The sequence below is a fragment of the Acidaminococcus massiliensis genome (assembly GCF_900095825.1).
Lineage (GTDB): Bacteria > Bacillota > Negativicutes > Acidaminococcales > Acidaminococcaceae > Acidaminococcus > Acidaminococcus massiliensis.
Map to the genome: position 1 here is coordinate 1161119 of NZ_LT608315.1, position 20601 is coordinate 1181719.

The window sequence follows — 20601 nt, forward strand, 5'->3', positions numbered from 1 at the left end:
GTGATGAAGGTTTTACCGAGAACTTGTTGACACATACCGGATAAAGTCACTATCTTTTTTTTTATCCCTAGATACGGTATAATCTAAATTTGTGAGTCCGCCCGGAACTGTTTTTTTCGGATGCGGATTTTCCCAGAACTGTACTTTTTGGAGGAATGACGATGAGAACAAAAGAAGAATTGCAGGGTGTGACCGAACTGGGCAGTGGCCATACGGTGTACCAGAATACGTATGCGCCGGAAGTGTTGGAATGCTTTCCCAACAAACATGAAAAGGCTCCTTACATGGTAAAGCTGAACTGTCCGGAATTCACCAGCCTTTGTCCCAAAACCGGCCAGCCGGATTTCGGCCGGATCGTGATCAGCTACATCCCGGACCACAAACTGGTGGAAAGCAAATCTTTGAAGCTGTACCTGTTTTCCTTCCGGAACAACGGGGACTTCCACGAGGACTGTGTGAACATCATCAAAAACGACCTGGTGGACCTGCTCCAGCCCAAATACCTGGAAGTGGCCGGCTATTTCAATCCCCGGGGCGGTATCAGCATCCTGCCTTTTGCGGTATATTATCAGCCGGAATACAAAGACATGGCCCAGCGGAGAATGGAGGCCTTTGTCCATGAATAAGAAGGCACTGGTGCTGTCCAGCGGCGGGGTGGATTCCACCACCTGCGTCTCTGTGGCAGTGGAAGGATTCGGCAAGGAAAACGTATCTACCGTTTCTATTTTTTACGGACAGAAACACCGGAAGGAACTGGAGTGTGCCCAGAAGGTGGCGGAGTATTACGGGCTTCCCCATTACGAGTTGGACCTATCCAAGCTCTTCCAGTATTCCAACTGCTCCCTTTTGGCCCATTCCACGGAAGAAATCGTCCACAAAAGCTATGAACAGCAGATTGCGGAAAACGGGGAAGGGAAGGTATCCACCTATGTGCCTTTCCGGAATGGACTCATGCTGTCGGCGGTAGCCAGCCTGGCCATGAGCATCTATGAAAAGGACGATGTGTCCATCTTTATCGGGGCCCATGCGGATGATGCGGCAGGGAACGCCTATGCGGACTGCAGCGAGGCCTTCATCGACGCCATGGGGCGGGCTATTGCCCTGGGCACCTACAGCCAGTGCCACATCGTGGCCCCCTTTGCCAGCTGCAGCAAAGCCGGCGTGGTGAAACGGGGCCTGGAGCTCCACACCCCCTATGAACTGACCTGGAGCTGCTATGAAGGCGGGGACAAACCCTGCGGCACCTGCGGCACCTGCATCGACCGGGCCCGGGCCTTTGCCGCCAACGGGGTCAAAGATCCGGCACTGGAGGATTGAACATGTATACGGTAACCAAACGGATGGAAGTCAGCGGGGCCCATTGCCTCCAGCTGCCTTATGAAAGCAAATGCACCCGTCTCCACGGGCACAACTGGATCATCGATGTGACCTGTCAGCGGGAAAAACTGGACGAAAACGGCATGGTGGTGGATTTCACCCACATCAAGGACGTGGTGATGCAGATGGACCATGCCTTCATCAATGATATTGTGAAAACCAATCCTACGGCAGAAAACATCGCCAAATGGATCCACGACCAGATCCCCTTCTGCACCCGGGTCTCCGTCCAGGAATCGGAAGGGAACGTGGCTATTTATGAAGACTGAGATATTTCCTGTGGTGGAGCTTTTCGACTCCATCGAAGGGGAGGGGAAACGGACTGGGTACATGGCGGTGTTCGTCCGGTTCGCCGGATGCAATCTGCGGTGCAGCTACTGTGATACCGGCTATGCTCTGGAACGATCCGATGCCCGGGAACAGCTGACGGAAGAAGCGCTGCTGGAACGGATCCATTCCTATCCCTGGAAAAAGGTGACCCTCACTGGGGGCGAACCTTTGCTGCAGCCTCTGGAAGGGCTGTGTTGGACTCTTTCCCGGGAAGGCTATGGAGTGAACATCGAGACCAATGGGGCGGTGCCCCTTTTGGAAGAACGGCCTAAAGGCCTGTTCTACACCATGGACGTGAAATCCCCTTCTTCTGGGATGCGGGGGCGGATGCGGATGGAAAACCTTACTCGGCTTACAGAAGACGACGTGGTGAAGTTCGTGGTGGGCAGCCAGGAGGACCTGGAAGATATGGAACAGGTCCTTCAGAAGTACACCATCCGGAGCCAGGTGTACGTCTCTCCGGTGTACGGCGCCATCGAACCCAAAGAATTGGTGGAATTCGTCCGGGACCACAAGCTGGCCCAGGTCTGTATCCAGGTCCAGCTCCACAAGATCATCTGGGATCCGGAAATGAGGGGGGTGTAAAAAAGGGGCTGCTGCCTGGGCAGCAGTCCCTTTTTGTCACTGGTCAACGGTCACTGGTCACTGGCCGATGGAAAGAACCCGTGGCTGACGGGTTCTTCCGAATAAAAATAGGAATGTGCCTTTCTTTTAATCCGTTGCTTGTCTTGGTTTCTTCTGGAGAGGCAAGGACAAGCCAAAGGCGCGTCTGAGCCAGCATCATACAATGAAAGGCAGCCGCAGCCCGGCTGCCTTCCTTCGTCCAGTGACTAGTGACAAGAGACCAGTGACCGGGGGTGTGATTTTATCACACCCCCTTTTTCATACCCTGAACCGTGTCGTGCTCCCCTGATTGGTGGGGATGATTTCCAGCTGGGCGGAAATCCTTTCTTTCAATTCGGCTACGTGGGAGATGATGCCTACCAGCCGGCCTCCTTTTTGGAGTTCCAGCAGGGCGCTGATGGCACTGTCCAGGGTTTCCGGATCCAAAGACCCGAACCCTTCATCCACCAGGATGGTATCCAGGTGCAGGCCCCCGGCGTAGGATTCCAGCACATCGGACAGCCCCAGGGCCAGTGATAGGGAGGTGAAGAAGATTTCGCCTCCGGACAGGGTGGTCACGGCCCGGGACTGGCCGGTGAAGGCATCCATGATTTCCAGGCCCAGCCCTTGTTCCTTCCGGGCATCCACGATATCGCGGCTCCGGTACAGGCTGTAGCGGCCCTGGCTGATCTTGTTCAGCCGCAGGTTGGCCGTCTGGAGCACATCATCCAGCACTGCCTGGAGTACAAAGGAAGAAAAAGTCAGTTTCCGGCTGTTGTCCCCTTTGGCAGTGGAAGCCAAGAGAGCGATGGGGCCATAAGCTTCCTGGAGACGGGACAGGTCCTTTTCCAGTTTTTCCAGCTGTTTCAGACTGTTTTCTTCCCGGCGGAGTGTTTCTTGGAGGGCACCGGTCCGGGCGGCCAAGGTTTGGGATGTACTGCCGGTCTGCTGGACGGCTTCCTGGAGGGGAGCCAGATCCGGAGGCGTCTTGTCCTTCAGCTGTTCGGCCAGGATCTTCAGTTCTCCTTGGAGGCTGTCCGTCTGCTGCCGGTACCGGTCCACTTGCGCCTGCCACAAAGGTTTTTGGGGCAGGGCATTGTGAGCAGCTATAAAAGTATGCTGGTCTGGGAAAGGAGACTGCTCCAAGGCGGCTTTGTAGGCTTCCCGGTCCTCTTCAAAGGCTTTTTGGGCAGCGGCCAGGTTCTCTTCGGCAGTTTTGCAGGAGCCGGCTGCCTGGTCCGCTTCCTTCTGGGCTTTTTCCAGGGCCTTCTGTTTCCTGTTCAGCTGGGTGATCTGGGCTTCCATGGCCCGGGTTTTCCGGGCCAATTCTTCCTGGGCTTGGCGGGTCTGGGTGGCGGGATGGGGATGGTCAGGAGAACCGCACACTGGGCAGGGCTTGCCGGGCGCCAGGGTCTGGGCCAGCCGGACGGTCTCTCCGGAAACGGCGGTCATCCGGGCCAGCTGTTCCCGGACCTGGGCCATCTGCTCCTGGAGGGCATGGGTGTTGGTTTCCGTGGCGGAAGCCAGCTGCTGTCGGAGAGCTTCTTGGGCGGTCTTGCGGGTCTCCCGGGCACGGGTCAGCAGTCCTTCCGCTGTATCCTGCTGGGTTTTGGCCTTTCGGGTCCGATCATAGATGGGATGGAGCTTCAGGGCTTCCTCCAGCCACTGGAGCTTCTTCTGGAGGTCCTGGATGGCAGGAGCCTGTTGGAGCAGGGCTTCCTTCCGCTTTTGGCCTTCCTGCCAGCGCTGGAAGGTATGGGCCAGCTGCTGGGCCTGCTGGAGGGCCTCTAGGGCGGCGGCAGCAGCTTTTTGGGCTTCGGCTGCCTGATTTTCCAATATCTTGGCCTGCTGTTTTTCCTCTTTGATCCGTCCCTTTAGGGCAGCAGGATCCTTAGCATCGGCACTTTCCAGGAGCAGCAGGTATTTCTGCTTACAGTCATCATGTTGCTTTTTCAGGACTTTGGCCCGGGCATCCAGGGCATCTTCCAGGGCACTGTACTGGCCGGTCTTGAACAAGGTTTCCAAGATGGCTTTCCGCTCTTTGGAATCGGCCACCAAAAAGCGGCGGAATTCCCCCTGGGGCAGCACCATCAGCTGCCGGAACTGCCGGGCCTGGAAGCCCAGGAGCTGTTCCACAGCATGGGTCACGGAACTGGTGGAGGTGCCCAGCACTTCCCGTTCTCCCGACGGAAGGATTTCCACCAAGGAAGCACCTGACGGGACGGTACGGGTCCCTTCTCCCCGCTGTTTGTTCAGGATCTGTTCTGGGGTCCGGATGACTTCATAGGTACGGTCCTGGTTCCGGAAGGTGAACTGGACTTCCGTCTTTTGATCAGGGGTGGCATAGTCGCTGCGCAGGGATCGGTTGTCCCTGAGATCCCCGCTGGCCGTGCCGTAGAGGGCGAAGGTGATGGCATCCAGGATGGTGGTCTTGCCGCTGCCGGTGGGGCCGGTGATCAGGAAGAATTGGTTGTCTCCCAGCCGGGTGAAGTCGATGGCTTCCTCTCCGGCATAGGGACCAAAGGCGGTCATTACAAGTTTGAGCGGGCGCATCAGGCATGCCTCCCTTCCTGGCTGACTTCATCAGCGATCTGGAGGAACAGGGCTTTTTCTCCCTCCGTCAGGTCCCTTCCCTGGACTTCCCGGAAAAAGGCCTGGAACAAATCGTCGGTGGAAAGTCCTTTCCGCTGGTTTGCGGCTGCCTCCTGGCTTTCCAGAGGTTGGAGCCGTTCATAGCCCAGCTGGAGGATCTGGGGGTACACCTGTTCCAGCCGGTGCTTGGCATCCAGGATAGGTATCTGGTCCGTCAGTTGGATCTGGAGATAATCCTGGAGATGGCCGGTCCGAGGATTTTCCAGGAGATCCCGGAATTCTCCCTTCAGCACCGCCAGTTCATGAGGGGCCGTCAGGGGGACCGTTTCTACGGAAAGGTCTCCTTTGGCATCCAGGTCCACAATGTGGACGGCCTTTTTCTGGCTGGCCTCTGCAAAGGAATATTTCAGCAGGGAACCGCAGTACCGGACCCGGGGACTGTTGTTCTGGCAGGCGTGGAGATGGCCTAGGGCCGTATAATTGAAGTCCTTGAAACAGTCGATGCTCACGGTGGTGGCCCCGCCGGCGGCCAGGGGCCGTTCGCTGTCCGGCGTAGTCTGGGCTCCGGTCAGGAACACATGGGCCAGGGCTACTTTCCGGGCTCGGGTGGGGATCTGGCGGAGGATCCGTTCCACCTGCCATTGGAGGGCCGCTTCATGGGTGGGCTTCTTTTCTCCGCTGAGCGCTGTGGCGGTCAGCGGTTCGCAGTAGGGGAGTGGGGCAAAGTAGACAGGACCGTCGGCATCTTCCAGTACCACCGGATGGGTATCCGGATCCACCGGGCCAGTGATGTAGAGCTGCCGGGCGGCAAACAGCGCCTGGCCGAAGTTCAGCCGGTCCGGGTTGTCATGGTTGCCGGCTATGAGGATGACGGGAATCTTCAGATCCAGCACCAAGCGGCGGAGAGTCTCGTCCAGCAGGTTCACAGCTTCCGTGGGAGGAACGGCCCTGTCGTAGACGTCCCCAGCCACCAAGAGAGCATCCACTTTGCAGTCCCGGGCCAGGTCCAGGATCTGGTCCAAGGCGGCCCGCTGGTCCTCCAGCAGGTGGAGACCATGGAAGATCCGGCCCAGGTGCCAGTCAGATGTATGTAAGAATCGCACAGCAATACCTCGCTTTCGTCAGTAGTTGTTATCATGATAACACGAAGGGGGAAAGAAGACCATGGGAAGAGAAGGGAGACTGAGGGCTGAAACCATTTGTGAAAAAATAGAAATCTTGTCATAAAAATATTCTTACGGTATACTGAACCCAGAAAATATAAACAAACGCCAGGGGTTGTGGATCATAGGGAGTCTATGGACCGGAATCAGAGGGGCAGTATCTGGGAGAATGGCTTGGGCTGAATAGGATGTGGATTTATGGATGTTATTGCAGTGTTTTTCTTAGCGGTCTTTTTATATGGAGTCTTCCATGTGCTGTGGAAGAAAAAAGAGGAGCCGCTATTATGGAAAGTTGGGTCTATCGCCTTCTTATCCATCAATTTGCTTGTGGCAATCCTATTTGAAGCACCGGATCGATTTCATGATTTTGTTAGAAAACATAGATATTATTATATTGCGTGGAAATATGGTGCCATGGGAATGTTTTTAGCCGGTTATTTAAAATGGATCTTTGTCCATACTGAAAAAGGGACAGAAATACGGAAGAAAAAAATCAAGGACTTTTTATCAACCTCGCTGTGTTTGATCGTACTTGTTATTTTGCTTATAAATGAATAGTGCAATATAATGAAAAAATAAGGAGGGAGTTTTTATGAAAAAGGCTTTGGTGATCCTTGTTGCCTTATTATCCACACTGTGCCTGGCTGCACCGGCATTGGCTTATTTGGGCAATCCCCGGACGATGAAATTCCATAATGAAAGTTGCCGGACCATCAAGCATCGAGGCAATTTCGTAGAAATCGAAAGCCGGGAAGAAGCCATTGAGGAAGGGTATGTACCCTGCAAAGTTTGTCATCCGTAATTTCAAAACCTGTTAGAAGAGGAAAATGATTTTTTTTAATCAGAGGGGGTTGCTGTATGTGTGGAAATCACGCACGTGCAGCAACCCCCTTGGTCTCGAGTGGCGACCTGCGACCGGGAGGTATGAAAAAATTTTTCACACCCCTCTCACTTCCATCATGTATAATAACAAGATATGGATGCAGGAGGAATTGCTATGCGGAAACTGTTTGGAATCCTGGTCTTCTGCCTGCTGATGGTGCTGCCGGCGCCCCGGAGCCAGGCGGCCATGATCAGCCAGAAACAGGAAATCGAAATGGGGCAGCAGGTGGCCCAGCAGCTGGAGAATCACTATGGTTTGGTCCAGGATGACGAGATCCAGGACCGAGTGAGCCGGATCGGCCAGAAGCTGTTGGCCAACGGCACCCGCCCCGGTCTTACCTATACCTTCAAGGTGCTGAATACTCCCGATGTGAATGCCCTGGCCTGCCCAGGCGGTTTCATCTATGTGTACAAGGGGCTCCTGGACTACATGACCAGTGATGATGAACTGGCTGCCGTCCTGGGCCATGAAATCGGCCATATTGAAAAACGCCACACGGTCCACCAGATGGAACAGCAGATGGCACTGTCCCTCTTGACCCTGCTGGCCGGGGTAGCATCTGGAGACCCTGGAGCCGGGATGGTGCTGGCTTCTACTGCCAGTCAGGCCCTTATGGCCGGCTACAGCCGGAAGGACGAACGGGAAGCAGACCAAGAGGGCTTCCGGCTGTCCACCCTGGCAGGGTACAATCCCTATGGGTCCTACGTGACCATGGCCAAGCTGGAGGACATGAGCAAGGACATGGGGAACCCAGGGTACGGCCTCTTTGCTTCCCACCCGGAGCCGGAAGTCCGGATGGCCAAGGCCCTGAAATGGACGGAGCCCCTGAAGATCCCAGAAAAAGTCACGGTGAAACCGGACGGAACGGCTGCTGTGAGCTTGGGAGCCTGGTCTTTTCCCCTTACGGAAACTGCCGGGTATGACAAACCGGAATACCGGGCACGGCTCATGGCTGGTGCCCTATACTTGGCCTGGAAGCGGGGGAACTTGGATGAATCCCATTTCATGACGGTGGACGGGGACCGCTGGTCCGATGTCTATTATGAGGACATCCGGGTGCTCCGGGTGTATCCCCAGGACAACCAGGAAAATGGGAACACTGGGGAACTGGCCCTGAAAATCGCTGGCCGGCTCCAAGAATGGGCCCGGATCGCTCGGCAGCAGCCGGTACCCAAAGTGGCGCCGGCGGTTCCGGCAGCACCCGCCTCCGGACAGAAAGGAACCAACCATGAAAAATCTTGAAGCACTGGATCAGGAGCCCTATCTGTGGGAGTATCTCCAGACGGTCCAGAAGCCCATTGTCCTTTATGGCATGGGCAACGGGGCCGATGCCATCCTGGACCGCTGCGCCCAATTGAATATCCCGGTGGCCGGGGTCTTTGCCAGCGATAAGTTCGTCCGGGGCCAGGAGTTCCGGGGCTACAAGGTGAAGACTTACAAAGAGATGCAGGCGGAATGGGGCTCCTTTGTGATCCTCATCGCCTTTGCCAGCGAACGGCCGGAAATCCTCCGGCGCTTCTTCCATCTGGCGGAAGAACAGGAAACCTATGCGCCCCATCTGCCTCTGTTCGGAGATACTACGGTGGTGACACCCTCCTGGATCCGGGAAAACCGGGGAGTACTGGAACGGGTCTATGGGAAATTGGCGGATGATGCCAGCCGACAGGTGATGGAAGACATCCTCCGGTACAAGCTGACGGGGAAGCTGGACTTCCTTTTCCGGACCACGGACCGGCGGCAGGACCTGGAGACCCTTTTTGCCTTCGGAGAGACGGAAAGTTATGGGGACCTGGGCGCCTACAATGGGGATACCCTCCGGGAATTCCTGGAACTCACCGGGGGCCATTACGACCATCTCTACGCAGTGGAACCGGATCCCAAAAATTTCGCCAAGCTCCAGCACTTTGTGGAAACAGAACAGCTGGGCCGCTGCCGTCTGTGCCCGGAAGGGATCTGGGCACAGACGGCACAGCTCCCCTTTGCGGCTCGGGGAGGCCGGATGTCCGCTTTGGAGCAGGAGGGGAAAAAAGAAGTGCTGGTGACCTGCCTGGATGACCTGGTGGGAGAGGCCCCTCTGACCTACATCAAGATGGATGTGGAAGGAGTGGAAAAAGAAGCCTTGGACGGAGGTGCCCGGGTGATCCGCCGCTGTCGGCCGAAAATGCTGCTGGCGGGCTATCATCATGATGACGATCTTTGGGAAATCCCTCTGGAAGTCTGGAACCTGGTGCCGGAGTACCGGATCTATCTCCGCCGCCATCCCTATGTTCCCTGCTGGGAGATAAATTTTTTCGCAACGGTCTGAGACTTGAGGCGGATGTTACAAAACAGAATGATGGATGGGAAAAAACGGGGCAAAATGCCCCGTTTCGTTGCTCATGGGCCCGGGATATGTTAGAATGGAACAATAGACAAAACAGTGATCCCAGAAGTTATCACAGGGAAATGAGAAGGAAAGAAGGATGGTAGAAATGAAGATGTGGAAGAAAGGGTTCCTCCTCCTGACAGCACTGGCTGTGGGACTGACAGCGGGCTGCGGAGGTACCCAGCAAACAGGGGCAAAGAAAAACGTGAAGGTTGGCGTGGTCCAACTGGTGGAACACCAGGCCCTGGATGCGGCCAACAAAGGCTTTGTAGACGGGCTGGCCGCCGGGGGATTCAAGGAAGGGGAAAACTTGACCTTGGACCGGCAGAACGCCCAGGCGGATCAGTCCAATCTCCAGACCATCGCCCAGCGGTTCGCAAACAACAAGGAAGACCTGATCTGCGCCATTGCCACCCCGGCTGCTCAGACCGTGGCCAATGTGACGAAGGAAATCCCCATCGTGGGGACGGCCATCACTGACTATAAGGAAGCCAAGCTGGTGAAGGATCCGGAAAAACCGGGGACCAATGTGACTGGTACCACGGATATGAACCCCATCGATCAGCAGCTGGACCTGCTCTTGAAAATCGTTCCCAAGACCAAGACCATTGGGATCCTGTACAACTCCAGCGAAATCAATTCCCAGATCCAGGTGAAAAAGATGAAGGAACTGGCGGAAGCCAAGGGGCTGACAGTAAGGGAAGCCACAGTTTCCAACGTCAATGACATCCAGCAGTCCGCTCAGAGCCTGGTGGGGCAGGTGGACGCCATCTATGTGCCCACGGACAATGTGATTGCTTCGGCTATGCCTGTCTTGGCTAAGATCACCAACCCGGCGAAGATCCCGGTGATCTGCGGGGAAGAAGGGGTCGTCAAGAGCGGGGCCCTGGCCACCATCGGCATCGATTACTACAAATTGGGCTATCAGACAGGCCTCATGGCGGCCAAGATCCTGAAAGGAGAAGCCAAGCCCCAGACCATGGCCATCGAAAAACAGAAGGACATGAAGGTCACGGTCAATGAAACCACGGCCAAAACGCTGGGAATCACTCTTCCGGAAGCCGTCCTGAAGGGTGCAGCCATTGTGAAATAAGAGCAGGAGGGGAAGAATCATGAAGAAAAGTGTGAAAGCAGTGGCCGCTCTGGCCATGATCGCCATGCTGCTGGGTGCTGCCGGCTGCGGGGGAGAGTCCAAACAGGCTTCGAAAAACAAGACTTACAATGTGGGGATCCTGCAGCTGGTGGAACATCCGGCTTTGGATGCAGCCAATAAGGGCTTTGTGGACGGCCTGAAATCCAAAGGCTTCGAAGAGGGGAAGAATATCAAGTTCGACAAGCAGAATGCCCAGGGGGATCAGTCCAATCTCCAGACCATCGCCCAGCGGTTCGTCAGCAACAAGGTGGATCTGGTCTGCACCATCGCTACTCCGGCAGCCCAGACCATGGCCAATGCCACCAAGGAAATCCCCATCGTAGGGACGGCCATCACTGATTATAAAGTGGCCAAGCTGGTGAAGGACAACAGCCAGCCGGGCACCAACGTTACCGGGACCACGGACATGAATCCAGTGGAAGCCCAGATCGAACTGCTGGTGAAGATCATGCCCAAGGCCAAGACCGTGGGATTCATCTACAATTCCAGTGAAGTCAATTCCCAGCTCCAGATCGAACTGGCCAAAAAGGCTGCGGCAGCCCGGGGCCTGAAGACGGTGGAAGCGACGGTTTCCAGTGTCAATGATATCCAGCAGGCAGCCCAAAGCCTGGTGGGCAAAGTGGATGCCGTGTATGTGCCTACGGACAACGTGCTGGCTTCCGCCATGCCCAACCTGATCAAGATCACCGATGAAGCCAAGATCCCTGTATTCTGCGGGGAAGCAGGGATGACCAAAGCCGGCGGCGTAGCCACCCTGGGCATCGATTATTACAAGCTGGGCTTCCAGACCGGGGAAATGGCGGCGGATATCCTGTCCGGCAAAGCCAAACCCCAGAACATGGCCATCCAGGCCCAGAAGACCTTCACCGTGACTTTGAATGATGCACAGATCAAGAAACTGGGACTGACGATCCCGGATGAAATCCTAAAAGAAGCCAAAGGAGCCAAATAATCCATGTTCGATCTTTTATTGCCAACCATTTCCCAGGGTCTTTTGTGGTCTCTCCTGGCCCTGGGTGTCTACATTACCTTCCGGGTGCTGGATATTGCGGATCTGACCGTGGAAGGGTCCTTCCCCTTGGGGGCGTCCGTAGCCGTTACCCTGCTGGTGAAGGATGTGAACCCGGTGACGGCCATCCTGGTCGCTGCCTTGGCAGGCGGGGTGGCCGGTGTGATCACGGGCCTGCTCCATACCAAACTGAGGATCCCCGCTCTCCTGGCCGGGATCCTCACCATGATCGCTTTATATTCCGTGAACCTGCGGATCATGGGCAAAGCCAATATCTCCCTCTTGGGGAAAGAAACGGCCTTCACCTTGGTGGAAAGCAACCTGGGAGTGGCTTATTCCCAGGCGGTGCTCCTGGTGGGGCTGATTTCCTGCGTCCTGTTCTCCGTCTTGATGTACTGGTTCTTCGGGACGGAAATCGGGGCAGCCATCCGGGCCACCGGTTTCAATCCCCAGATGATCCGGGCCCAGGGGGTGGATACCAACATCATGCTGCTCATCGGCCTGTTCTTCAGCAACGCCCTGGTGGCTGTGGCCGGATCTTTGGTGGCCCAGAGCAATGGGTTCGCCGATGTGGGCATGGGGGTAGGGACCATCGTCATCGGCCTGGCCTCTGTGATCATCGGTGAGGTGCTTTTCGGCACCCGCAGCTTCAAGAATTCCCTGATTTCCGTGATCCTGGGGTCCATCGTCTACCGCCTGGTCATCGCCATCGTCCTGCAGATGGGGATGCCGCCCAATGACCTGAAGCTGTTCACGGCAGTCCTGGTGGCCATCGCCCTGAGCCTGCCCATGGTCAAAGGGAAGTTCCAAAGCAGAAAGGCGGGAATCTGATGCTGGATATCAAACATTTATCCAAAACGTTCTTCCCGGGGACGGGCAATGAAAAGAAAGCCCTTACCGATGTGAACCTGCACATGGAACCGGGAGATTTCATCACCATCATCGGGGGCAACGGAGCCGGGAAATCCACTCTGCTGAACTCCATTGCCGGGGTATTTCCCATCGATGGAGGCCAGATCCTCATTGACGGGGTGGATGTGAGCAAAATGCCGGAGCACAAACGGGCCCGGTACATCGGCCGGGTATTCCAGGACCCCATGATGGGGACGGCGGCCGGGATGATGATCGAAGAAAATCTGGCCATCGCTTCCCGCAGAGGGAAGACCCCAGGTCTTTCCTGGGCTTTGAAGGACAGCGAACGGGAAAAATTCCGGGAAATGCTGAAAGAACTGGATCTGGGGCTGGAAGACCGGCTCACCAGCCGGGTGGGTCTCCTTTCCGGGGGCCAGCGGCAGGCCTTGACTCTTTTGATGGCCGCCATGAATAAGCCTCGGATCCTGCTCTTGGACGAGCATACGGCGGCTCTGGATCCCAAAACGGCGGAAAAGGTGCTGGCCATGACGAAAAAAGTCATCGAACGGGATCATTTGACATCTTTGATGATTACGCATAATATGAGAGATGCACTGCGTTTCGGCAACCGGCTGATCATGATGAATGCGGGTCGGATCGTGGTGGATGTGAATGCAGAAGAAAAGGCCAAGCTGACCATTCCGGATCTTCTGGCCCTATTTGAAAAAGCGTCCGGCTCTGCACTGGACAATGACCGCATGATGCTCAGCTGAGGCATCAGCCAAATTGAGGGGGTATAAACCGATTATGAAAAAAGTTCCATTTGTGACCAAAGAACAGGTCGAGAAACTGGCAGAGAAATATCCGACGCCATTCTACGTGTATGATGAAAAGGGCATCCGAGAAACGGTACGCAGCATCAACAAGGCTTTTGCCTGGAACAAGGGCTTCAAGGAATACTTTGCCGTGAAGGCCACGCCTCTGCCGGGGATCCTGAGGATCATGAAGGAAGAAGGCTGCGGTACCGACTGTTCTTCCTATCCGGAATTGGTACTTTCCGATGTGTGCGGGTTCAAGGGTCATGAAATCATGTTCTCTTCCAATGATACCCCTGTGAAAGATATGCAGGAAGCCTACAAGCTGGGATCCATCATCAACCTGGATGATTTCACCATGATCGAATTCTTGGAACAAGTAGCTGCCATCCCAGAAACCATCTGCTGCCGGTTCAACCCGGGGGGCGTCTTTGCCCTGGGCAACGATATCATGGACAACCCGGGGGATGCCAAGTACGGCATGACCCGGGACCAGCTCCGAGATGCTTTCAAGATCCTGAAGGCCAAAGGGGTGAAGCATTTCGGTATCCATGCTTTCTTGGCCAGCAACACGGTGACCAATGCCTATTATCCGGAATTGGCCCGGCAGCTGTTCCAGCTGGCGGTGGACATGAAGCAGGAAACCGGCGTAGCTGTGGAATTCATCAATCTTTCCGGTGGGGTGGGGATCCCCTATCGGCCGGAACAGACCCCCAATGACATTGCCGTCATCGGGGAAGGAGTCCGGAAGGTCTATGAAGAAGTGCTGACCCCTGCCGGCATGGGCAATGTATCCCTATTTACGGAAATGGGCCGTTTCGTCACCGGTCCTTATGGGGCTTTGGTGACGAAAGTCCTCCATTTCAAACATACCTACAAGGAATATGTAGGGGTGGATGCCTGCGCAGCCAATTTGATGCGTCCGGCAATGTATGGGGCTTACCATCACATCACGGTGCTGGGGAAGGAAAGCGAACCCTGTGACCACACCTACGACATTACTGGCGGACTCTGCGAAAACAACGATAAGTTCGCCATCGACCGGAAACTGCCGAAAATCGACAAAGGGGATTATCTTTTCATCCATGATGCCGGGGCCCACGGTTCCTCCATGGGCTACAACTACAATGCCAAGCTGTGGTGCGCTGAACTGCTGCTGAAGGAAGACGGTTCTGTGGAACTGCTGCGCCGGGCGGAAACGGAAAAAGATTATTTCGCCACCTTGGACTTCACCGGTCTGTTCAAGGATCTGTAAATGAAAGGCCAGGAAAAGGAGAAAGCCCTCCAGGGTATGCTCCACATTCCCAACCTGAAACTGAAATTGGCTTTTGAAGGGATCCTGGTGGGGATTGCCACCGGCCTGTGCATTACGGTGCTCCGGCTGTGCCTGGGCTTTGTGGCCAAGAACCGGGCAAAAATGGTGGACTTTCTCCAACATGTGCCTCCCGCCTATACCTTGATTTGGGTGGCCTGCCTGCTGCTGGCGGCGGCGGTGATCGCCGCTTTGGTCCGGTGGGCGCCTATTGCCGGAGGAAGCGGCATCCCCCAGGTCCGAGGGATTGTCCTGGGGCTGGAGCGGAGCACCCATTGGGCGCGGGTGATCCTGGTAAAGCTGCTGGATACTTCCCTGGGTATCGGGGCCGGGCTTTCCATGGGCCGGGAAGGGCCTTCGGTACAGATCGGGGCCATGACCGGTCAGGGCATCGGGGCTGCCCTGAACAATACCAATCTGGAAAAACGGGCTCTCATCAGCAGCGGAGCTGGAGCCGGGCTGGCAGCTGCTTTCAACGCTCCCATGGCCGGGGTCATGTTCACCATGGAAGCCATCCATAAGAACTTGTCCGCTGTGGTCATGGCGCCTACCCTGATGGCCTGCATGACCACCACGGTACTGGTCCACTGGGTCTTCGGGGTGGAAACAGTGCTGTCCATTCCTCCTATGCCCATCCTGCCAGTGGAACTGCTGCCCCAGGTGATCGGTCTGGGGCTGGTCTCCGGCTTCATTGGAGTGGCTTTCAACAAAGGGTCCTTGGGCATCGGGAAGTTCTACAGCCTGCCGGTGTTCCGGAAGCCCTGGATGAAGATTGCCTTCCCTCTGCTCCTGACCATTCCTCTCACCTACCTGCTGCCCCAGGTCTTGGGAGCAGGGGATGGCATCATCGAAGCTATGGTGGGGCTGGAAGGGACCCTGAGCCTGGTGCTGGTGATCCTCATCGGGAAATTCATCTTCACCATCCTCAGCACCGGGTCCGGAGCTCCCGGGGGCAGCCTCCAGCCCATGCTGGTGCTGGGGTCCCTGGTGGGCAGCCTGTACGGGAACCTGTTGGTCCAGTTGGGGATTCTGCCGGAAGCCTATCGGCTGAATATGGTGGTGTTCGGCATGGCCGGCCTTTTTGCCGGGTCGGTACGGGCACCGGTCACTGCCATCCTGCTGCTTTTGGAAATGACCGGGCGGTTCTACCATCTGGTGCCCCTGGGCATCGTGACTCTCTTCGCCTATACGGCAGGGGAACTGGTCCATGATACGCCCATCTTCGATGCCATGCTGGAACGGTCCCTCCGCAGCAATCCAAAGATCAAGAACATGTTGGAAGCGCCGGCGGAACAGATGCTGGTGGAAATCGCCGTGGAAGGAGGCTCCCGGGTGGAAGGGAAGACCCTCCAGGAAATCCGTCTGCCAGGGCGGGCCCTGGTGGTCTGTGTCCGGCGGGGAGACCAGGATATGATTCCCCAGGCCGATACCGTCCTTTTAGGGGGCGATTACGTGTACATCATCCCTAACCATGCCCGTCTCCATCAGCTGAACCGGCTGTTCAAGACGAAGACAGGGGAAGAAAGCTGACCGTTGACCGTGGAACGCTGACCAAAGGGTGCTGTTGCTCTGCAACGGCACCCTTTTTCATGGTATAATAAAATTTAGAGTACACGGGAGGTGATATCCATGGAAGAAGACAGTCTGTTTGCAGTCCAGGTGGAAGAACCTTTGGCTGCCCGGCTGCGGCCCCGGACCCTGGACGAATTCGTGGGGCAGAAACAGCTTCTGGGACCGGGAAAGATCCTGCGGAACCTGATCGAGGAAGACCGGATCTCCTCCATGATTTTCTGGGGGCCTCCCGGTGTGGGAAAGACCACTCTGGCCCAGATCATCGCCCATACCACCCGGGCCAACTTCATCACTTTCTCAGCGGTGACCAGCAGCATCAAGGACATCCGTACCGTGATGCAGCGGGCGGATGACAACCGGCGGTTCGGCACCCGTACCATCGTCTTTGTGGACGAGATCCACCGGTTCAACCGGGCCCAGCAGGATGCCTTCCTGCCCTTTGTGGAAAAGGGGGCCATCATCCTCATTGGAGCCACTACGGAAAATCCTTCCTTTGAAGTGAACGGGGCACTGCTCAGCCGCTGCAAGGTCTTTGTGCTGAAGGCCCTGGACCAGGAGGACATCAAAGGAATCCTCCAGCGGGCCCTTACCGATCCCCGGGGATTCGGAAATGAAAAGGTCTATATGGAAGACGGCAGCCTGGAATTCCTGGCCCGACTGTCCAACGGGGATGCCCGGTCGGCCCTGGCCACCCTGGAAATGGTGGTGCTCAACGGGGAGAATCGGCCGGATGGGATCCATGTGAGCCGGGAACTGATCGAACAGTGTACCGGGAAAAAAGCCCTGCTTTACGACAAAAAGGGAGAAGAACATTACAACCTGATCTCCGCTCTCCACAAATCCATGCGGAATTCCGATCCAGATGCAGCGGTCTATTGGCTGGCCCGGATGCTGGAAGCCGGAGAGGATCCTCTTTACATTGCCCGGCGGGTGGTCCGCTTTGCCAGTGAAGATGTCGGGATTGCTGACTCCCGGGGATTGGAAATCGCCGTGGCCGCCTATCAGGCCTGTCATTTCATCGGGATGCCGGAATGTTCCGTGAACCTGACCCATGCGGTGATCTACCTTTCCATGGCCCCCAAATCCAACGCCATGGAACTGGCTTACAACGAGGCGAAGGCGGATGCCGTCCAGCATCTCAATGAACCGGTGCCCCTCCAGATCCGGAATGCGCCTACAAGGCTCATGGGCGAACTGGGGTATGGGAAAGGCTATCAATACGCCCATGACACCAAAGAGAAGATGGCTGCCATGCAGTGCCTTCCCGACGGCCTGAAAGACAGGTCCTATTACCATCCTACAGAGCAGGGCCTGGAGGCCCGGTACAAGGAGCGGCTGCGCCAGATCAAAGCATGGAAAAAGGAACATGGGCAGTAATTGCAATAGAAAGAGCACAGATTTGTCATGGATTTGTTACATTGGTCCAATATGATAGAAATACCATGAAAGAAGGAATAAAAATGATTCTTGGAATCGGTGTGGATATCCTGGAAGTGGGACGGATCGAACGGGCTTTGAAGCAGAAGGGCTTCAAGGAGAAAGCGTTCACCGACGAGGAAATCGCCTGCTGTGAACAGAAAGGGGCCCACAGCAGTGAATCTTATGCGGCCCGGTTCGCGGCCAAGGAAGCTTTTGGCAAGGCACTGGGGACGGGTCTCCAGCCGGGACAGCTCCAGCAGGTGGAAGTGCTCACGGATGAAAAGACCGGGGCTCCCCGGCTCCATGTGATGGGGCAGCTGCGGGTGGCTGCCCTGAGCCGCCAAGTGGAGCGGATCCATGTGAGCCTGAGCCATACTGCTGAAAATGCCATAGCCCAAGTGATGCTGGAGGGATAAGATGAAACTGATTGCAAGTGCAGCCATGAAAAAAGTGGATAGCAAAGCCATCGGGGAGATGGGGATCCCGGAAGCCGTCCTGATCGAGAATGCGGGCCGTGCCGTGGCCGATGGGGCCGTGGAGCTGCTGGGGGATGTTCGGGAGAAACGGATCATCCTGCTCATCGGCAAGGGGAATAATGGAGGAGACGGTCTGGCCGCCGCTCGGTTCCTGCTGAAACGGGGAGCTCTGGTGACCTTGGTCCTGGCGGAAGCCCCGGGAAGCTTCGGGCCGGGTGCCGCACTCCAGTATAAAATCGATCAAAATTTCCCCTTTACCATCCTGCGCTGGGAAAAAGACCAGAATGATGTCCTCCAGGCTTGTGCCCAGGCGGATCTGTTCATCGATGCCCTGCTGGGGACCAGTTTCCACGGAAAAGTCCGGGAACCCATCCGTTCTCTATTGGAAACTCTCCAGATGGTGCCGGTGCCGGTGCTGGCCGTGGACATCCCCAGCGGGGTGGAAGCGGATCGCGGGTACACGGACCTGGCACTCCATGCCCGGGCCACCGTGACCATGATCGCTCCCAAACCGGGACTATATCTGTATCCCGGAGCCAGTTACACGGGCAAGGTGATCCTGGCTGACCTGAACACCCCGCCTTCTCTGGTACTGGAGGCGGAAAGCGATGCGGAACTCCTGACAGAAGATTTGATCCGCCATGTGCTGCCCAAACGGCCGGCCAATGCCCACAAGGGAATGAACGGAAAAATCGGGATCTTGGCTGGGAGCCTGGGCTATGCCGGAGCAGCGGAACTCTGCTCTAAGGCAGCGGTCCGGGCGGGAGCCGGTCTGGTGACCCTGTACACTCAGCCGGAAGTGCTCCAGCCCCTCATCATCAAATCCACGGAAGTGATGGTGCGCCCGGTGACAGAAGCCAGCCTGAAGGCTTTCCAGGCTTATGATGTGGTGGCGGCCGGGCCCGGGGTGGGAAAGGCTCCGGAAACGGTCCAGTATCTCCGGGAACTGCTGCCCAAGCTGACCCAGCCCCTGGTGCTGGATGCGGATGGGCTCAATGCCCTGGCTGGGGATGATACTCTGCTGACCTCCCTGAAACAGAAAATTTTTACGCCCCATCCTGGGGAAATGGCCCGGCTGCTGGGGAAAAATGTGGGAGAAATCCTCCAGGATCCGGTCCAGGCAGCCAGGGAAGGAGCGGCCCGCTGGCAGGCCGTGGTGGTGCTGAAATGCACGCCCACGGTGGTAGCGCTGCCTGCTGGGCAGATCTTCCTCAATACCACTGGCAACGAAGGCATGGCGACCGGAGGCTGCGGCGACGTGCTCACCGGTACCATCGCGGCTCTCCTGGGGCAGGGGCTGGACCTGGGACAGGCAGCCTGCTGCGGAGTCTATCTCCAGGGACTGGCGGGAGATTTGGCAGCCCAGAACGGAAAAATCGGTCTAGCAGCGGGAGACCTGGTGCTCCAGCTGCCTAGGGCGCTGGAGAAAGTCAGAAAGGGATGAAAGGAGGCCGGACCGCCCGAAAGCGGACGGCACGCCGGCCTGATTTGCATGAACCCTGTGAAAGTGTTACAATGGCCGGGTAGTCTGGGAGGCAGAGGAAACTTGCTGCGTCCCAAGAGGAGGTTCCAACGTGATCAAAAAACTGCTGTTACTATTCTTCTGCCTGGTGGCATGCCTGGGAACAGGAAATGCACAGGCCGCAGCCAAAATCCAGGATGTGGTATACGGAGTCAACCCCAACGGCCGGCTGCGGATCGTCCTGGATACCAACCAGGCAACAAGATATAAGACGGAAATGCTGGACAATGAACTGCGGGTCACCGTTTATGGCAACCTGAATTCATCCATTCCCCGTGTCACGACTCCCAAGAAGGCCACTTACGTTTCCCGGGTCTATCTGGAACGGAAGGTCAACGCTACTGTGGTCCATGTGATGATGAAGAAGCCCCTCCAGAAGGGGATGTTCAACGTGTTCAGCCTGAAAGCGGACCGGGTGGCAAAACGGCCTACCCGCGTGGTGGTGGATGTGATTGCGGCTCCGCCCCAGAAAACCTTTACTCCCAAAAAGAACAACCGGCCCAGCAGTTCCCCTTGGCAGTCCACCCGGCCGAAACCCAGCTTCGGAAGCACTTATTCCGTGGTAGGGGGGATCAAGGGCAAACGGATCACTTTGGATGCCGGCCATGGGGGCACGGATCCAGGGACCCATGGATTGGTGACCGGGACTTATGAAAAGGACGTGACCCTGCCCATCACCAAGAAGGTGAAAGCCCTGCTGGAAAAGAAGGGAGCCATCGTCTACATGACCCGGACCACTGACGTGGATGTGTACGGACCGGATGCAACGGATGCAGAAGAACTCCAGGCCCGTGTGGATGTGGCAGAAAACAGCCATTCGGACATGTTCATCAGCATCCACATCAATGCCAGTGAAAATACCAGTGTGGGCGGATTCTCCACCTATTACCATCCCAAGACGAAATATGACATCCAAGTGGCCCAGTGTATCCAGGACCAGCTGATGAAGACCGCCGATGTGGATGATCTGGGGGTCCGGTATGCCAACTTCTATGTGAACAAGAGAAGCACCATGCCGGGAGCTTTGGTGGAATGCCTGTTCCTGACCAACAAACGGGAGGAAAAACTCTTGATTTCCGACTGGTTCCAGAACAAGGTGGCCAAAGCCATCGCAGACGGGATCGAGGATTTCTACAATCAGCACCAAGGAGGTTGAGC

At 56.4% G+C, this 20601-nt stretch carries 20 protein-coding genes; 18 read left to right on the plus strand and 2 right to left on the minus strand.

Features of this window, described 5'->3' with window-relative positions:
* Window positions 1-155 precede the first annotated feature (155 nt).
* From queF to queE, 4 genes are read left to right on the plus strand one after another with little or no spacing between them, the layout of a single operon-like run.
* Window positions 156-626, plus strand: a complete 471-nt coding sequence (gene queF, locus BQ2657_RS05725) for a preQ(1) synthase (RefSeq protein ID WP_075579760.1) — start codon at window positions 156-158, stop codon at window positions 624-626.
* Complete coding sequence (gene queC / locus BQ2657_RS05730; protein ID WP_075579761.1) at window positions 619-1317, plus strand: 7-cyano-7-deazaguanine synthase QueC; 699 nt, start codon at window positions 619-621, stop codon at window positions 1315-1317. Before queF ends, queC begins: the two co-directional genes overlap by 8 nt.
* A 2-nt stretch (window positions 1318-1319) precedes the next feature.
* Window positions 1320-1646: a 6-carboxytetrahydropterin synthase QueD gene (gene queD, locus BQ2657_RS05735; protein WP_075579762.1), complete on the plus strand. Its 327-nt coding sequence runs from the start codon at window positions 1320-1322 to the stop codon at window positions 1644-1646.
* Window positions 1636-2292 carry a putative 7-carboxy-7-deazaguanine synthase QueE gene (gene queE, locus BQ2657_RS05740; RefSeq protein ID WP_075579763.1) on the plus strand — a complete coding sequence of 219 codons (657 nt, stop codon included), beginning with the start codon at window positions 1636-1638 and terminating at the stop codon, window positions 2290-2292. The genes queD and queE overlap by 11 nt, the downstream gene beginning before the upstream one ends.
* Window positions 2293-2589: 297 nt before the next feature.
* On the opposite strand, the gene BQ2657_RS05745 is transcribed toward queE, so the two are convergent.
* On the minus strand, window positions 2590-4863 hold the full coding sequence (locus tag BQ2657_RS05745; RefSeq protein ID WP_075579764.1) for an AAA family ATPase: 2274 nt from the start codon (window positions 4861-4863) through the stop codon (window positions 2590-2592).
* Entirely contained in the window at window positions 4863-6005 is a 1143-nt protein-coding gene (locus tag BQ2657_RS05750; protein WP_075579765.1) for an exonuclease SbcCD subunit D, read from the minus strand. Before BQ2657_RS05750 ends, BQ2657_RS05745 begins: the two co-directional genes overlap by 1 nt.
* 258 nt (window positions 6006-6263) lie before the next feature.
* On the opposite strand from BQ2657_RS05750, the gene BQ2657_RS05755 reads away from it, so the two are divergent.
* From BQ2657_RS05755 to BQ2657_RS05820, 14 genes are all read left to right on the plus strand, one after another.
* Entirely contained in the window at window positions 6264-6623 is a 360-nt protein-coding gene (locus BQ2657_RS05755; protein WP_075579766.1) for a hypothetical protein, read from the plus strand.
* 34 nt (window positions 6624-6657) lie between these two features.
* Entirely contained in the window at window positions 6658-6867 is a 210-nt protein-coding gene (locus BQ2657_RS05760; RefSeq protein ID WP_075579767.1) for an Ada metal-binding domain-containing protein, read from the plus strand.
* 195 nt (window positions 6868-7062) lie between these two features.
* Window positions 7063-8190 carry a M48 family metallopeptidase gene (locus BQ2657_RS05765; RefSeq protein WP_075579768.1) on the plus strand — a complete coding sequence of 376 codons (1128 nt, stop codon included), beginning with the start codon at window positions 7063-7065 and terminating at the stop codon, window positions 8188-8190.
* Window positions 8177-9253: an FkbM family methyltransferase gene (locus BQ2657_RS05770; protein WP_075579769.1), complete on the plus strand. Its 1077-nt coding sequence runs from the start codon at window positions 8177-8179 to the stop codon at window positions 9251-9253. Before BQ2657_RS05765 ends, BQ2657_RS05770 begins: the two co-directional genes overlap by 14 nt.
* 166 nt (window positions 9254-9419) lie before the next feature.
* Entirely contained in the window at window positions 9420-10406 is a 987-nt protein-coding gene (locus tag BQ2657_RS05775; protein ID WP_143224898.1) for an ABC transporter substrate binding protein, read from the plus strand.
* A 19-nt stretch (window positions 10407-10425) separates the two neighbouring features.
* A complete protein-coding gene (locus BQ2657_RS05780; protein WP_075579771.1) occupies window positions 10426-11418 on the plus strand; it encodes an ABC transporter substrate-binding protein in 993 nt (330 codons plus the stop codon).
* Window positions 11419-11421: 3 nt separating this feature from the next.
* The gene (locus tag BQ2657_RS05785; RefSeq protein ID WP_075579772.1) at window positions 11422-12306 is read left to right on the plus strand and encodes an ABC transporter permease; all 885 of its coding nucleotides are present in this window, start codon (window positions 11422-11424) and stop codon (window positions 12304-12306) included.
* Window positions 12306-13100: an ABC transporter ATP-binding protein gene (locus BQ2657_RS05790; RefSeq protein ID WP_075579773.1), complete on the plus strand. Its 795-nt coding sequence runs from the start codon at window positions 12306-12308 to the stop codon at window positions 13098-13100. Before BQ2657_RS05785 ends, BQ2657_RS05790 begins: the two co-directional genes overlap by 1 nt.
* A gap of 34 nt (window positions 13101-13134) precedes the next feature.
* Window positions 13135-14397, plus strand: a complete 1263-nt coding sequence (locus BQ2657_RS05795; RefSeq protein WP_075579774.1) for a diaminopimelate decarboxylase family protein — start codon at window positions 13135-13137, stop codon at window positions 14395-14397.
* On the plus strand, window positions 14398-15984 hold the full coding sequence (locus tag BQ2657_RS05800; protein ID WP_075579775.1) for a ClC family H(+)/Cl(-) exchange transporter: 1587 nt from the start codon (window positions 14398-14400) through the stop codon (window positions 15982-15984).
* A 99-nt stretch (window positions 15985-16083) separates the two neighbouring features.
* A complete protein-coding gene (locus BQ2657_RS05805; RefSeq protein ID WP_075579776.1) occupies window positions 16084-17403 on the plus strand; it encodes a replication-associated recombination protein A in 1320 nt (439 codons plus the stop codon).
* 83 nt (window positions 17404-17486) lie between these two features.
* On the plus strand, window positions 17487-17861 hold the full coding sequence (gene acpS / locus BQ2657_RS05810) for a holo-ACP synthase (protein ID WP_075579777.1): 375 nt from the start codon (window positions 17487-17489) through the stop codon (window positions 17859-17861).
* A gap of 1 nt (window position 17862) precedes the next feature.
* On the plus strand, window positions 17863-19365 hold the full coding sequence (locus BQ2657_RS05815; RefSeq protein WP_075579778.1) for a bifunctional ADP-dependent NAD(P)H-hydrate dehydratase/NAD(P)H-hydrate epimerase: 1503 nt from the start codon (window positions 17863-17865) through the stop codon (window positions 19363-19365).
* 130 nt (window positions 19366-19495) lie between these two features.
* Entirely contained in the window at window positions 19496-20599 is a 1104-nt protein-coding gene (locus tag BQ2657_RS05820) for an N-acetylmuramoyl-L-alanine amidase family protein (RefSeq protein ID WP_083236189.1), read from the plus strand.
* The last annotated feature ends 2 nt before the right edge of the window (window positions 20600-20601 follow it).

Bases quoted from the DNA above. Each gene is read 5' to 3' on its own strand.
- BQ2657_RS05770 (WP_075579769.1), top strand. From the start codon at position 8,177: ATGAAAAATCTTGAAGCACTGGATCAGGAGCCCTATCTGTGGGAGTAT.
- BQ2657_RS05780 (WP_075579771.1), top strand. From the start codon at position 10,426: ATGAAGAAAAGTGTGAAAGCAGTGGCCGCTCTGGCCATGATCGCCATG.
- acpS (WP_075579777.1), top strand. From the start codon at position 17,487: ATGATTCTTGGAATCGGTGTGGATATCCTGGAAGTGGGACGGATCGAA.
- BQ2657_RS05775 (WP_143224898.1), top strand. From the start codon at position 9,420: ATGAAGATGTGGAAGAAAGGGTTCCTCCTCCTGACAGCACTGGCTGTG.
- BQ2657_RS05765 (WP_075579768.1), top strand. From the start codon at position 7,063: ATGCGGAAACTGTTTGGAATCCTGGTCTTCTGCCTGCTGATGGTGCTG.
- queF (WP_075579760.1), top strand. From the start codon at position 156: ATGACGATGAGAACAAAAGAAGAATTGCAGGGTGTGACCGAACTGGGC.
- BQ2657_RS05745 (WP_075579764.1), bottom strand. From the start codon at position 4,863: ATGCGCCCGCTCAAACTTGTAATGACCGCCTTTGGTCCCTATGCCGGA.
- BQ2657_RS05760 (WP_075579767.1), top strand. From the start codon at position 6,658: ATGAAAAAGGCTTTGGTGATCCTTGTTGCCTTATTATCCACACTGTGC.
- BQ2657_RS05795 (WP_075579774.1), top strand. From the start codon at position 13,135: ATGAAAAAAGTTCCATTTGTGACCAAAGAACAGGTCGAGAAACTGGCA.
- BQ2657_RS05785 (WP_075579772.1), top strand. From the start codon at position 11,422: ATGTTCGATCTTTTATTGCCAACCATTTCCCAGGGTCTTTTGTGGTCT.
- BQ2657_RS05800 (WP_075579775.1), top strand. From the start codon at position 14,398: ATGAAAGGCCAGGAAAAGGAGAAAGCCCTCCAGGGTATGCTCCACATT.
- queE (WP_075579763.1), top strand. From the start codon at position 1,636: ATGAAGACTGAGATATTTCCTGTGGTGGAGCTTTTCGACTCCATCGAA.
- queD (WP_075579762.1), top strand. From the start codon at position 1,320: ATGTATACGGTAACCAAACGGATGGAAGTCAGCGGGGCCCATTGCCTC.
- queC (WP_075579761.1), top strand. From the start codon at position 619: ATGAATAAGAAGGCACTGGTGCTGTCCAGCGGCGGGGTGGATTCCACC.
- BQ2657_RS05755 (WP_075579766.1), top strand. From the start codon at position 6,264: ATGGATGTTATTGCAGTGTTTTTCTTAGCGGTCTTTTTATATGGAGTC.
- BQ2657_RS05805 (WP_075579776.1), top strand. From the start codon at position 16,084: ATGGAAGAAGACAGTCTGTTTGCAGTCCAGGTGGAAGAACCTTTGGCT.
- BQ2657_RS05815 (WP_075579778.1), top strand. From the start codon at position 17,863: ATGAAACTGATTGCAAGTGCAGCCATGAAAAAAGTGGATAGCAAAGCC.
- BQ2657_RS05790 (WP_075579773.1), top strand. From the start codon at position 12,306: ATGCTGGATATCAAACATTTATCCAAAACGTTCTTCCCGGGGACGGGC.